General features: G+C 43.4%; 12 protein-coding genes. 6 read left to right on the top strand and 6 right to left on the bottom strand.

The annotated features are described in order from the left end of the window. The first annotated feature begins 83 nt into the window (after window positions 1–83). From AC0S1O_RS02020 to AC0S1O_RS02010, 3 genes are all read left to right on the top strand, one after another. Window positions 84–281, top strand: coding sequence for a hypothetical protein (locus tag AC0S1O_RS02020; protein WP_475394099.1), 198 nt, complete (start codon window positions 84–86; stop codon window positions 279–281). A gap of 261 nt (window positions 282–542) precedes the next feature. Next, window positions 543–1,214 (top strand): triose-phosphate isomerase, encoded by a 672-nt coding sequence (gene tpiA, locus AC0S1O_RS02015; RefSeq protein ID WP_475394098.1) that lies wholly within the window; start codon window positions 543–545, stop codon window positions 1,212–1,214. Between the two features lies 1 nt (window position 1,215). Beyond that, window positions 1,216–1,905, top strand: coding sequence for a hypothetical protein (locus AC0S1O_RS02010; RefSeq protein ID WP_475394097.1), 690 nt, complete (start codon window positions 1,216–1,218; stop codon window positions 1,903–1,905). Here AC0S1O_RS02010 and cca read toward each other — a convergent pair. Both cca and AC0S1O_RS02000 read right to left on the bottom strand, forming a co-directional pair. Continuing rightward, on the bottom strand, window positions 1,877–3,196 hold the full coding sequence (cca, locus tag AC0S1O_RS02005; RefSeq protein ID WP_475394096.1) for a CCA tRNA nucleotidyltransferase: 1,320 nt from the start codon (window positions 3,194–3,196) through the stop codon (window positions 1,877–1,879). The genes AC0S1O_RS02010 and cca overlap by 29 nt on opposite strands. Then, complete coding sequence (locus AC0S1O_RS02000) at window positions 3,193–3,531, bottom strand: nascent polypeptide-associated complex protein (protein WP_475394095.1); 339 nt, start codon at window positions 3,529–3,531, stop codon at window positions 3,193–3,195. The genes cca and AC0S1O_RS02000 overlap by 4 nt, the downstream gene beginning before the upstream one ends. An 87-nt stretch (window positions 3,532–3,618) precedes the next feature. Here AC0S1O_RS02000 and AC0S1O_RS01995 point away from each other — a divergent pair, with 87 nt between their 5' ends. From AC0S1O_RS01995 to AC0S1O_RS01985, 3 genes are read left to right on the top strand one after another with little or no spacing between them, the layout of a single operon-like run. Continuing rightward, window positions 3,619–5,124 (top strand): MFS transporter, encoded by a 1,506-nt coding sequence (locus AC0S1O_RS01995; RefSeq protein WP_475394094.1) that lies wholly within the window; start codon window positions 3,619–3,621, stop codon window positions 5,122–5,124. Window positions 5,125–5,133: 9 nt separating this feature from the next. Then, a complete protein-coding gene (locus AC0S1O_RS01990) occupies window positions 5,134–5,502 on the top strand; it encodes an ion channel (protein ID WP_475394093.1) in 369 nt (122 codons plus the stop codon). A 34-nt stretch (window positions 5,503–5,536) separates the two neighbouring features. Continuing rightward, complete coding sequence (locus AC0S1O_RS01985) at window positions 5,537–5,707, top strand: hypothetical protein (protein ID WP_475394092.1); 171 nt, start codon at window positions 5,537–5,539, stop codon at window positions 5,705–5,707. Window positions 5,708–5,712: 5 nt separating this feature from the next. On the opposite strand, the gene AC0S1O_RS01980 is transcribed toward AC0S1O_RS01985, so the two are convergent. The 4 genes from AC0S1O_RS01980 to AC0S1O_RS01965 form a co-directional block, all read right to left on the bottom strand. After that, entirely contained in the window at window positions 5,713–6,201 is a 489-nt protein-coding gene (locus tag AC0S1O_RS01980; protein ID WP_475394091.1) for a hypothetical protein, read from the bottom strand. A 16-nt stretch (window positions 6,202–6,217) separates the two neighbouring features. After that, window positions 6,218–6,943, bottom strand: coding sequence for a carotenoid biosynthesis protein (locus AC0S1O_RS01975; protein WP_475394090.1), 726 nt, complete (start codon window positions 6,941–6,943; stop codon window positions 6,218–6,220). Between the two features lie 1,075 nt (window positions 6,944–8,018). Beyond that, window positions 8,019–9,272: an AAA family ATPase gene (locus AC0S1O_RS01970; RefSeq protein ID WP_475394089.1), complete on the bottom strand. Its 1,254-nt coding sequence runs from the start codon at window positions 9,270–9,272 to the stop codon at window positions 8,019–8,021. 164 nt (window positions 9,273–9,436) lie between these two features. Continuing rightward, window positions 9,437–12,958: a helicase-related protein gene (locus tag AC0S1O_RS01965; RefSeq protein WP_475394088.1), complete on the bottom strand. Its 3,522-nt coding sequence runs from the start codon at window positions 12,956–12,958 to the stop codon at window positions 9,437–9,439.

Below are 12,958 nucleotides of genomic sequence, written 5' to 3'. Positions count from 1 at the left end.
TTTGCAAAGGCCACAGCGAAGCTCTCTGGAATGAGAGGGTTTGATAGATTGAAGGCAAATTTCCAGAAGGTGTTTCGTGGCGGATGGAGAGGTATGGATTGAGAGATCGTGTGTATTATGAAGCGACATTTGATCTTGAGATACTCAAAAAATACAAAGGTAAGAGAGATGAGTATGGCAGAGTGGTGCACATGGACAGTAAGACGCTGGGCAAGATAAAGAATGTTCTGGAAGAAGTAGGCGATTTATTACTCCCGAAGAAGTATTCGGGAGACTATTAATGGGTATGGTACACCGGGGCGTTTTTCAAGGTTTGAGGGTGATGCACTTTTTTCTACGAAATACTCTTTCATGTCTTCTACTTAATTTATGAGACAGAGCACGATCCAAAAGATTTTTATATAATTCAAATGGGTAGTGACTATCCATAGAGGCTTTTCCTGCATGTATTCCGGCTCTTCTCTTCTTAATTCTGCAAATACAAAACAAAAACCTCCGGAGTTCCAGAAAAATTTATTTAAAAGGCATCCTTACAGCCAAGTATGTGGAAACTGCCCTTGATAATTGTGAATTTCAAATTGTATCAATCTGGCTCTGGAGAAAGGGCCCTGAATCTCGCAAGGATCCTTAATAGGGTTGCTGAGGAGAGGGGTGCGAGTATTGCCATCGCCGTGAATCCTCTTGATCTCCCAAGGATTCGGGAGGAGGTGAGCATACCCGTTATGCTCCAGCACGTTGATCCCGTGGCTTATGGAGCCCACACTGGCAGGATAAATATGGAAATTGCCAGGGAAAGTGGTGCTGATGGTCTGCTGATCAACCATTCCGAGCGAAGGCTCACCATTGCGGATATAGATTATCTGATCCACAGGGCAAGGGAACTGGATATGGTTTCTGTTGTATGCACAAACAATGCCCGAGTTTCTGGAGCAATTGCATTCTTAAATCCTGATTTTGTGGCCATGGAGCCCCCGGAATTGATCGGTGGAGATGTATCTGTGTCCACAGCCAGGCCAGAGGCAATAGTTGAGACAATAGAGGCTGTAAAATCTGTTCGCGATATACCCGTGCTTGTGGGTGCGGGCATAAAGAACGGAAACGATGTGAAAAAGGCCATAGAGCTTGGAGCAAAGGGGGTTCTGGTTGCATCCGGCATAGTTAAGGCCAAGGACCCCGAAAGGGCCATAAACGATTTGGTAGATGGGATGATGTGATATGGCAAAGAGAAGAAAGACTCCTGAAGAGGAGGAAAAGGAAATATTTCAAGAGCCCGAGTTTGACGAGCGCGAGTTCTTGGTAAGTGAGATTAAGAAGGCCAAGGGCATAATTTTCATATTCTCCGTTGCCCTGATTCTTGGCCTCATATCCGGGTACCTTCAGGTCTATGTGAGTGTTTATCTTGGAGCCATTTTGGGATTCGGTTTCCTTCTGATTCTAAAGCCCATACTTGGAAAGCTGCATGCTGAGTTCAAGGACAAGAAAACCTGGTTCTATGCAATAACGATGTTCCTCCTTATCTGGTTCCTTGGATGGACTGTGGCCCTTAATCCTCCACTAAACGATGTATCTCCACCCCAGATAAGAAATGTGGAGGTTTACAATGGCACTGCATGGGTTGTGATCTACACCTATTCTCACGGTGTGTACGATAAAAACATAGATAAATTGAAGTGGGGTAATAAAATAAGTGTTCGGGCCTTCGTATCGGATAATGTGGGGGTTGATCAGGTCAAGATAAACGGGCACCTTGCCAAACGGATAAATGGATACTATGTCACGTACAACATAACCAATAACGGAAAAATCACCGTGGAGGCATGGGACGTGAATTATGTGAATTCCCCTGAGCCACAGGATCACTATTCAAAGGTTGAAATTACCGTTCCCATGGGAAAGCAGCCATGAAAAAATTGGTCAGGGCTTGCGCATCAATTTCACCCATAAAATCATAAATGGTGCCCAAAACAAGTTCCTTTTTTATTTTTTCAAATTCCTTTCCCAATTTGTATTTTTGTATATTTTTGAAAAAGACCTCGCTCACTGTGCACGCATCTCTCTCAATATCCGCATACCACCTGTTACCTCCTATGTAGGGGCCCCTGAGTGCTCTGCCTCTCCATCTTTTTATGAAATTATCCGAGTTTTCGTGCCATACGGGGGGACCCTCATGCACTCTAACTCTGGGCAGGCGATCCCTGGCCACCTCAATGATGAAATACACATGATCCTTTTGTACAATGTAAAAATGTGAAACAACATCAAAATCTGAGAGGATTTTCAGAAAGGAATCCATACTTCTCTCTATCTGGGGATAAAGATTGTCCTCTATGATATCCGGTCTTGGAGCCCTGATAACGATGAAATTTGTCCCTCTTTTTGAAATGGCATCCCTTATTTCCTGCCAATCCATTGGCCTGAGAGGTTTTGGAAAGAAAAATTCGAGTTTGGGATTTTCCATATAGGATTTTGCAGCATAGATGAATAGACTTTTCCTCTCCTCGCTGACTGCAGAGGCGGCGTTTCTCTCAGGATCCACAGGATCTATGAACACAACAGGCGCTCTGAATCTGGCGCCTCTTTCTTCAAGATAAAGGTAAACTCTCATTCTCCATTTCGCCACATTTTTCAGGGTGTTCATAAAGTCCCCGTACTTCAAAATGAGCAGTTCTGCCAGGTATCCTGAAAATCCCTGTATTTTTGCCTCTGCACCGTAGGCACCTATGCCCTTGAGAAAGGCCTTCAAGAGACGTACTTCATCCTTCTGCCAGTCCTTTATGTGGGATTTTATGTACTCCGTGTGAAATGGGGTTCTGTCCACCGCACTGATCTTCTCTTTCGGATCGTTGATTTTGTAGCAGGGCACTATGTCCACTTCGAATCCGTTGTAAGTGCCGCGCCAGTAGGGATGCTCTGCGTACTTGGCAAAGCCGTCGGGTATTATTGTCCTGCCCACCTCAATGCCCACCATTTTCAGGGTTTTTCTATCGGTATCGGGCGGAAGTCTCAGAAATATGTCTATGTCTGGATTCTTGAGGTAGGTGCCCTTGGCCACCGAGCCCACGAGAATGGCATCCTTCCCAAAGCCCCGCTTTGCAAGTTCTTCGTTGGCTCTGGAGAGCAGCTCATCTACCGTGCTCCACAACCTCTTCTCCTCATCCCTGTCGGGTTTGATTCTTCGTAGGATCTCCTCTCTCACTTCCTGCTCATTATTGATATGATCGCCTCCGCAGGCTCGCCATTTGCCTCTTCAAGTGCCTTCCTGGCCTCTTCCTCGCTGCATCCCGTTTGCTGCATTACAAGCTGCACGTCCTCGTCGGTGTATGGAAGTTCTTCCTTCTTCTCCTCCACTTCAATCTTCTTCATCTCTCCAACAACCTGGAGCATCTTCTGACCCTGAATTTCCATGTACATTACCTGGGGATCTTCAATAACGTAATCTCCGTCCCTGGCCTTGATTATGACCTCGTAGGCATCAACTTCCTTGGCCTTAAGTTGACGCATTAGCCTGCGCATTTCTCTGGGATTTATCATAATGGGCTATCTGTTTGAGGGTATTAAAATTTACCTTCTTCCGGCCTGTGGAAATTATTTATACTCCACACTCATACTTTTTTCACAATGAAGGAAGCGCACAAAACACGGGGCAGATGGGGAGTCCTCACAATGATGAGTTTTGCCATGTTCATTATGACCATTGATACAACGATGATGAACGTCTCCATATCTGCCCTTGTCCGTGATCTGAACACTACCGTGGATGGGATACAGCTCGCCATTGCCCTTTACGCTCTTGTTATGGCGGCGTTTATGATCATTGGGGCCAGAATTGCGGATTTCTGGGGCACGAAAAAGACCTTCACAGTGGGATTGATCATATACGGGGTGGGCACAACAACGGCTACACTGGCGCCCAATTTACCCGTTCTTCTGATAGGCTGGTCAATTCTTGAGGGCATAGGAGGGGCCCTGATGATGCCCGTGACGGTTACGTATCTAACCAAGGAGTATTCTGGCAGAGACAGGGCCTATGCCTTTGGAGTTTGGGGCGGAATTGCAGGAGCTGCTGCGGCCTTTGGTCCCATAATTGGAGGATTTTTCACCACCTACATAACCTGGAGGATGGGGTTTGGAATGGAGGCATTCATAGTGGCGGGCATGATCGCTAAGATAGGCATACTGCGTGATTATCCTCCCACGAAGAAACTGAAATTTGATATTGTGGGGGCTATTCTATCGGCCACAGGTCTGTTTCTCGTGACCCTCTCGGTGCTTCTCATAGATCCCCTGGGAGATTCTCCTGTTGTGGGTATACTTGCGCTTGGTGTGCTCATACTCGTGGTATTTGTGTGGTACGAGAGGAAGTTGGTGAGGGAGTTCAAGGCGCCCCTGGTGAATATGAACCTCTTCAAATCAAGGGTTTTCACTGTGGGGAACCTTGTGAGCATATTCTTCCAGATAACCCTGGCTGGCATAATGTTCACCATCCCTGTTTTCCTTCAAACTGTAACTGGGTACAACGCCATGGAAACGGGCATTGCCCTGATTCCCCTGTCCTTGATGATGTTTATATTCTCCGTGTCAGGCCAGAGGCTAATGAAGTACCTCTCGCCCAGGTCCATAATCCAGCTGGGCATAGTTATGGCATTCATAGGGCTTTTTCTCTTCATGCAGGAGTTTTCGGTGAGTGCAACGGGATGGGATTTGGCCCCAGGCATGCTCTTTTACGGAACTGGTTTGGGGCTGATATTTTCCCAGATCACGAATCTTGCGATGTCCGGAGCAAAGGAGGATCAGGAGGCCGAGGCCTCGGGCGTGTTCAATTCCCAGAAACAGCTTGGGATGAGTCTTGGAACAGCGTTCATAGGGGCAGTGCTCATACTGGGTATGATCAACTCCATAACCAGAATGATACAGACGAAGTTTCCAAATGTGGACAGGCACATGGTTATTGAGTGGGTTCTCAAGATAAAGCAGGGAGAGATAACCATACCTCCCGAATACATGCCCCAGATCAATCATATAATAAACGTGGCACTTGCAGAGGCCATGCGCTCGGCCATGATGTTTATGATGCTGTCCCTCATTATAGGTGGTGTGCTGACCCTGTGGCTTCCAAAAAGGTGAGTGGTGAAAATGAATGATGTGGAGAATGAGGAGATTCCGAACATAATAAGGTTCAAGGTATTTTTCAGGATATTTCTGAAGGTCATATACGTGGTGAGAAACATAATATCAACCCTGCTTCTTTTCATATTTCTGATGGGTATTCTGCTTGGCTACATTGAGGGCATAGGAATTGGAAATGGCATATACTTTGCCTTTGTGTCGGCCCTGACCCTGGGCTACGGGGATATTGTGCCCCACACCATACTCGGAAAGATAATAGCGGTGTTCATTCTCCCAATAACCGGAATGCTCATAACCGGCATTATAGTGGCCGCTGCCATAAATGCTATAGACAGGGGATTGAAGGAGTCGCAGAAACGACACAGGAACTCTTAAATACCTTGTCACCGCTGTTCATACGGTGAGAATTATGGGTGTTGAGATAGATGATGAGTATATTGACGAGCTTGTTGATTACCTTTATGAGCACGAAGTAAAGGAAAGGCCGGACCTTTTTGGTGTGGATAAGGAGGCGCTTCAGACGGTATTATACCTTGCATTTTTGAAAATGGAGAAGGATGGTCTCTTGATTGTTCGCTGATTGAATTATTTGTGAGCCTCACCTCTCTTTATTTTTGTGTGCGCAGCTCCAAGGAGAACGATGTCCAGGGTTATAAACAGCATGTAGAGCAAACCTGCCCCGCTCCACAGCACCAGATCTCCTATGAGTTTTACCGGACGCAGAATGTTTCCAGCCTCGTAGGCGAGCACAACAGTGTATGCGTAGGATACCGTGAATATGTGCAGAAGCGCAGAAGCGGTGAAAGATGCCATGGCACCAATGTCCCCCTGTCCGTGCCTGTAGAACTTCCACACGAAGAACATGCCGATGAGGAGGAACAGAAATTCAAAGGCCAGGCCGCTGCCATAGGCGAGCTTCATTCCGAATATGAATGCAGAAACAACATTCTTTGGTACGGCTATATCTTCGAATATTGCGTTGAATCCAAAGCCCGCTATGAACACTCCGAGAAGAAGGTTGATCAGAGAGATGGCCATTATGGATCTTTTGTAACTTTTCAATGAACCTTTCATACCAGGAGTTATCCTTTTAATTATATTTAAATCTGTGGAATTCTGGGTATAAGATCTTTGCCCTAAATAGTATGAACAGGGAGGATATGAAAGCAATGCCAAAAACGGTTGAGATCAGCACGGGGTACCTTGCCGCGGTTGGGGAGTAGATCAGGAAGGTGAGCATTTCTAGGATGTAGGTGGGAGGTCCAATTACGAGCATCTCTCTTTCCACATGGCCTCTCTGGAGTAGATGGTAGGAGGAAAATATGAAAAATGAGACTATGAACCACCCCGCATAGTTGGTCCAGGGTATGCCGAACCAGTTTATTGCAGTGTGGGTGCTCCAGACCCATGCCTTCCAGGAGGTCATAAGAGGATCCACTGCAAGGTCCAGAAGCACCATAAGAATGGATGCCAGCAGAACTCTTTTCCATCTGTTGTTTGTGAAGTATCCTGCTGCCAGATAGGTGAAGAACCCGAATATGCTCCAGGCAAAGGGGACAAACAGTCCCACACCCAGGATCTGGGGCTGTAAATTCACGTACCGGTAGCATCCAAATGGTATGCAGGTTCTCGTTCCGATGATCTCTGCCAGGAATCCTATTGAGAAGGCCAGGACGAAGAATTTTGGTAGATCTCTCCAGAGTCTCCAGGAGGCTATGGCCATGGCAATGAGGTAGAGGACCAGGTATATGGGGGAGGTTTTGAGTATGTTTGCAAGCACGATGAGCGCAACTACAACCCATATCTCCCTTCTCACAGTGGGTTTTTATCGTGGACATATAAAACGTTTTCTGTATTTGATTTGTCCCCTATTAGCCCCACATTTGTCCCATTAGCCCCAATTTGCACCCCTGCATTTTGAAGCGTGAGAGAATTCACGCAACTTAATGCGACTTGATGATTACCCACCTGACCTTATGAGATGACCCCCGACCGAGCACAACCAACCGAGGAGTTATGACCCATAACCCCACTTTTTGCCCCCATTTGAGGCTTCATTCGGCTTAATTCGGGTTAATTCGGCCTGATGATACCCCATGATACCTTATGTTATTAGCCCTATATTAGCCCTATTAGCCCCCTATTATCATGTATTATTAGCCCCATTAAAAACATGGGGCTAATGGGGCTAAACGGGGCTAAATGGGGCTAACGATGGGGCTAAACGGGGCTAACGATGGGGCTAACAAAAATTGGCATGGGGCTAACGGTAGGGCTAAAGATGCAAGCAGAGCCTGTGTAGTCCCATATTAGCCCCACGATTTTAGGGGGTAGGGCTAAATGGGGCTAAAGGATGTCAATTTGAACCCCAAATAGGGCTAAAGAAAAATGGCATGGGGCTAAAACAGGGCTAACGATGGGGCTAAAGATGGTCAAAACTTACAAACGGAGCCCGTGTAGAACTGGATTAGCCCCATCGTTTTGAGGCATGGGGCTAAAATGGGGCTAACAAAAATTGGCATGGGGCTAACGATGGGACTAATGGGGCTAATAGTGGTGTCAAATAGATTTGACATACAAGTTGGGGGTAAATGAGCATTAACAGGGAAAAGAGGTTAGTAGAAGTCGGAGAGATTGTGATCCGTATTACGTGACCTTCACGATAGCACGAGGTCAGATTGCAACCGCTGATGCAGGTGCTTATGCCCTTGAAGAGGGAGTTAAAATTTGCTCACTATACTGAGCATTTTTCCACAGATTTGCTCAGTTGAGTGAGTGATTTGACCTACTTGGCCATCACGACCACACTCTACTGTATGATTATAGCAGGCTGATATATCTTGCCAAACTGTCTCTACAGCACCCGTAGAAATGAGAGCAGTAAATAATTTTCACAAAAGCTCTCTTAGAAGTTCAGATTTTTCATTGCAAAGTGAGATGATGTCCCTTGCATCCAGCAAAACTGCGCCCTCTGGCTCACTTAGACCTGCCTTGTCCGGAACCACGATCACTCTTTTTGCATCAAACTTCATAAGAGTATCTCCAATCTTTCTGATTTGACCATCAGTTATATTTTTCCGCCACTTGACCTCCCCAACAAGCACCACCCTGTTGAATCGTTTGAGGGCAATATCTATCTCCGGGTTCTCAATCTTAACCTTCTTCAGCCCAAGCCTCTTGGCAAGCAAGTCCCAGATGAATTTTTCCATGTCTCTAGGAATACTCTCCTTCACAACATCATACACGTATCCCACGGGTACATCTGTCTCAACATAACCGTACTTCTCATCAAGGTAGAAGTGCAGGTTAAAAAGTGGAGAGGAATGCACATAGTAGAATCCTCTCTTTAAGGTCTCAATTTTCTCTATCAATCCCAGCCGTACCAGAACATCAAGATGTCTCTGTATTGCACCCGGATTGTCCTTTGGTATAAGTTTTCTGGAAAAGAGAAACGAGGATATCTCTCCGCTTTTACGCTTTCCAGAGGCAATGGCTCGAAGTATGCCTTCATAAACCTGTGAGATACGTCTTCCCTCTTCGGAGAATATCTCACCAATTATCTCATTCACAGTCAGCCTGTTTCCATGGAGATAGGTGGCCAGGTATCTCTCTATTGGCGCCCTGTAATTCATTGCCAGTATGGGCTCCCTTAGATATATTGCCGCCTTGAGTATATCGGCGGGGTTACCATCCAGAGATGCGATGACATCACATTCATTGGCTAACCCAAGGATGTACATGGAAAATAAACCAAGAAGCGGTGAGCCAGACCCCAAAAGCCTCTCCGATAACCAGAGTGTGGAAGATATGGCTATAAGTTCACCCTGCTTACCTGTGGAATGCAGGTAATCAAAAAACTCATCCGGAAGTCGGTGCATTTCATCAATAACTATTCTATCATGCCCAATGCTCTCCCGTACTATCTCAAAGAAAGTTTCATAACTGAGCTTTCTCCCATCTTCAGTGAACACGGTGCGGTCTCTATTCACAAAAAAGTACCTGTCATAGTGCATAAAATGCCTCACCAAGAAAGTCTTTCCCGTCTTTCTCCGACCGCAGATGTATACCCATCTCCCCAGGGTTTCTATGTTTTTAATATCATGATCTCTCTTTATTATGACCATGGTCATAATGATGACGGTCATAGATTTAAATCTTTCCCTACCGTTTAGGATGGTAAGTTACAGAGAGAGTAGGGGTTTTTCAAATAATGAATCTGGAAACAAACATGAATAGGCTTCTCCACAAAATCATTAATTTAATACCTCCGTATGTTGGTTTCAAAGCGTCCAGGAATCAATCCCATGCTTTATTTTTTGCTTTTTCCTTTAACTATTAAAGCTGCCGTGATGTGCGGTTTTAGATAGTTTTCACCCTTTTCAGTTAGCACCTTTTCTGCATCATTTTTCCTAGAGAATATAGAGTACATATCCAAAAGATATTTTACATCCTCCAAAAATTCTTCATCTTTCATTCTCCTCCAAGATCCTTTTTTAGCTATGTCATTAATTGATTTTCTAAATGGAGTTATGTTTTTATATCCCCAATTTAAAACATCATAGTAAATTGCAGCTAGTTCTCGGGTAGATTTAGGTTTATTAATGGATCTTGATATCCTTTTTAGCCTTCCTATAAAATCCTTAACATTCTTACTTTTGATATTTACCTTCTTTCCTTTTACCCCCTCTTTGCTTCTTAACATATCTTTATAATCTTTTAGTGCGATATTTAGAACTTCTCTGTACATATCCATATCACACTCCTGGAGGGGTGGTGTATCATAACTTATATCATCTCGTATAAAATAATCAAGAGATATGTACTCTCTTTTCCATTCTCCATCAAAATATTCATAAGTATAATATTGAGGTGTAATGCCATCAGAACATACTATAAATGCGATAGTTTTTGGTGATTCTACCCCCACAGCACTTCTTATACTCATGATATTTTTTAGATTTTCGTAGTCATTAGGATGCTCGTCTATAAATTTCTCAAGTGCGGTTTCTGCAGATGTTGTTATTGAAATAACACTCTTCTCTGCAAGTTTTTCAATATCCTCCACTTTACCTCCATAGATTGCCTCCATCGCTGATAAATTCACCTTATCTTCTTCTGTAACTATTTTACCATCCTCTCCCAGGGCCGTTGCAAACTCTTCCGCTCGAGCCTTAACCTTATCTATCAACTTTAAATTTTTCTCAAGACCTGTTTCTGGTAAAAAGTTAATAACATTAATGACCTCATGCTTACTCCCAATTCTATCAATTCTCCCTATTCTCTGTATTAACTTATAGGGAGTCCAGTGTATATCATAGTTTACAACATAATTTGCATCCTGAAGATTCATACCTTCACTCATAACATCGGTAGTTATTAGAATATCCAATTCTTCTTCCTCAGAGATTTGATGTGCCATCACTGAGGTCTTTGACATTGATTTGGGTGAAAATCTAGAGGCAATATACTCAACATTTTTACCCGAAGACGCATAGTCTAATTTATCCCTCCACAATTCAGGATGTTCAACTTTACCCTCTTCAATCATTTTTTTAAGTCCATTGTAAATCCATTTTACCGTATCTTCAAACTCACTAAAAACGAGGATTTTTCTTTCTTTCTCCTTATAGAGGATCTGATCTATAACATTAGCCAAAGTTCTTAGTTTTTCATCTTTCCAAGGTTCTTGAATCACGTTCTTATGCACACGCTCAACGATGTATAACATGCCCCTCATTTTTTCTATATCAAATTTTAAGTTCTGTTTAAGCTCCACAACCTTGAAGTTTCCAATTTTATATTTTCTCAAAGGCGATGTCTCATCTTTTCCAAATTCCTCAACTATTTTTTCAATTTCCTCATCAGTGAGTGGTCTGGGATTATCATCATCCACATAAAGGACATCATCAAACTCCTCTCCTATGGGAAGATATCCTCTCTCCACGAATTTAAGGAAACTTTCTGTTATGGCCAAACTCTTTTTAAGGGAAATGTAAAATGCATGAGATGAGCTTTCTAGACGCTTAAGATAATGGGTTTTCATTATACCCCTTAAATTGATTCCTGCATGCTTGAGATTCTGATATTCTACCTTGTTTTTAACATTCTCCTTCACATATCTGTATAAATCATAGCGAGTATAGAGCATAGTTCTTATACCTGCAACAAGGAGCTCGTAGATATTTTTGTAATCTCCAGGAGATTTGCTATTAAAATAAGTACCATCCGAATACCTTACTATTTCCTTTAATACACTATCTTCAATACCCTTTATTGAATATATTGAAGATATATTGTATCCTACAGTTTTAAGGACCCTTTTAGGGAAGCACTCTTTTTCTTTTCCTTTGTATATGCAATTCTCCTCTTTAGACTTCCCATAATACTTTATTATGTCCCTCCTCGTCCTTCTCACCATAATCTCCCTCAATATGTATGATGGGTCCAATAGTCCATTTTCAACCATTTTTATCACTTGACTCCATTTTGTGGGAGATATTGGAAATTTGTGGTGCTCTCCAGGCATGAAGAGCTGTATTTGGTGCACAATATCTCTAAAACTTTTTCTATAGGGCGTGGCCGTTAAAAGTATAACCTTTTTATTAGAGAGAAGAACCTGCAAATTACCATAAGAATTTGAGTTTGGATTAGAGAACTTGTGAGCCTCATCAACAAGAACAATGCCCACAGAATTCAGATACTCTTGCATCTCAGCCACCTTTGGGGATAACCTAATTTTACTCCCTTCCCTAATAACTCCAGAGAGCAATAACCCGGCAGAGAATACCTTCCCATTTAATTTAAACATTCTAAGATAGCCTTCCCACATAGGCACCAACTTGGGTGGTGCAATTATTGCAATTTTAGAGCGCCCAGTCTCAAACATCTCCATTAGGGAAAAATGCTCTAAAAGAGCCAAGCCTATGTAACTTTTTCCTAAACCCACGACATCACTTATTAGCACTCCACCATACCTGTTTATTGTAGATATTGCCCTTTTTACCGCATCTTTCTGGAAATCGTATAACTTCTCCAGGGCCGTAGGCATTAATAGCCCCTTCTCTCCCTTATCCACCTGAGGGTACAACTCCATCAATCCGCGCATAAGAGCAAAGTACGGTTTGGGAAAATTACCCGGCGTTTGGGATGCCCAACAGGAAGCAATTATTTCAAGTAATTTAGGATTGAAATCCTCCGATGCATTCCATATCTTCTCAAACCATTTCTCCAGATTGGCAAAATGAGTTGATGTTACAATTGAATTAAGTTCTGTATTTCCCCACAGACCTGCCAGAGAGAAATTTGAAGAGCCAACAGATCCTATAGGCGATACTGCACTCTCCTTAGGCTTGAAAAGATAGGCCTTGGCATGCATAAACTCCTTTGTATAAACCCTTACTTCTAGATTTCCACCCTCAATCCACTCCCTTAACTTTTTTATATATTCCTCATTTTTTGCATTTTGCTCCATAACTCCCAAAGTCTTGGCGTAGGTGTCCATCTCTTTCTCCACACCAGAATTTGAGAAAGTTCTCCTGCTTAATTCCTCTTTTAAGTCCTCCAGAGAATGATACATTGATGCCAGAACCTCATAGGTCTCTTTGTTTGTGATGCTTCCCATAACAATCCTCATCTTCCCGCCATTTTGGAAAAATTCATCCATCTCATCCACAATACTATGAAGTCCACTTAAAAATAGAAAGCCCACCGTTATGTCTATCTCTCCATAATATCCAGAGGTCATAACCTCTTTCAATACGCTCAGCAGCTGGACCTCTTGGTTGTCTATCAAGCCATATTCGTTGAATTTCTGGATCGGGCTAACGGGCAT

This window comes from Candidatus Aciduliprofundum sp. HYA1 (genome assembly GCF_056175085.1).
The sequence above is the reverse complement of the archived record's forward strand: the minus strand, read 5'-3'. Positions and strand labels throughout refer to the sequence as shown.

Bases quoted from the DNA above. Each gene is read 5' to 3' on its own strand.
- AC0S1O_RS02020 (WP_475394099.1), top strand. From the start codon at position 84: ATGGAGAGGTATGGATTGAGAGATCGTGTGTATTATGAAGCGACATTT.
- tpiA (WP_475394098.1), top strand. From the start codon at position 543: ATGTGGAAACTGCCCTTGATAATTGTGAATTTCAAATTGTATCAATCT.
- AC0S1O_RS02010 (WP_475394097.1), top strand. From the start codon at position 1,216: ATGGCAAAGAGAAGAAAGACTCCTGAAGAGGAGGAAAAGGAAATATTT.
- AC0S1O_RS02000 (WP_475394095.1), bottom strand. From the start codon at position 3,531: ATGATAAATCCCAGAGAAATGCGCAGGCTAATGCGTCAACTTAAGGCC.
- AC0S1O_RS01995 (WP_475394094.1), top strand. From the start codon at position 3,619: ATGAAGGAAGCGCACAAAACACGGGGCAGATGGGGAGTCCTCACAATG.
- AC0S1O_RS01990 (WP_475394093.1), top strand. From the start codon at position 5,134: ATGAATGATGTGGAGAATGAGGAGATTCCGAACATAATAAGGTTCAAG.
- AC0S1O_RS01985 (WP_475394092.1), top strand. From the start codon at position 5,537: ATGGGTGTTGAGATAGATGATGAGTATATTGACGAGCTTGTTGATTAC.
- AC0S1O_RS01980 (WP_475394091.1), bottom strand. From the start codon at position 6,201: ATGAAAGGTTCATTGAAAAGTTACAAAAGATCCATAATGGCCATCTCT.
- AC0S1O_RS01970 (WP_475394089.1), bottom strand. From the start codon at position 9,272: ATGACCGTCATCATTATGACCATGGTCATAATAAAGAGAGATCATGAT.
- AC0S1O_RS01965 (WP_475394088.1), bottom strand. From the start codon at position 12,958: ATGCCCGTTAGCCCGATCCAGAAATTCAACGAATATGGCTTGATAGAC.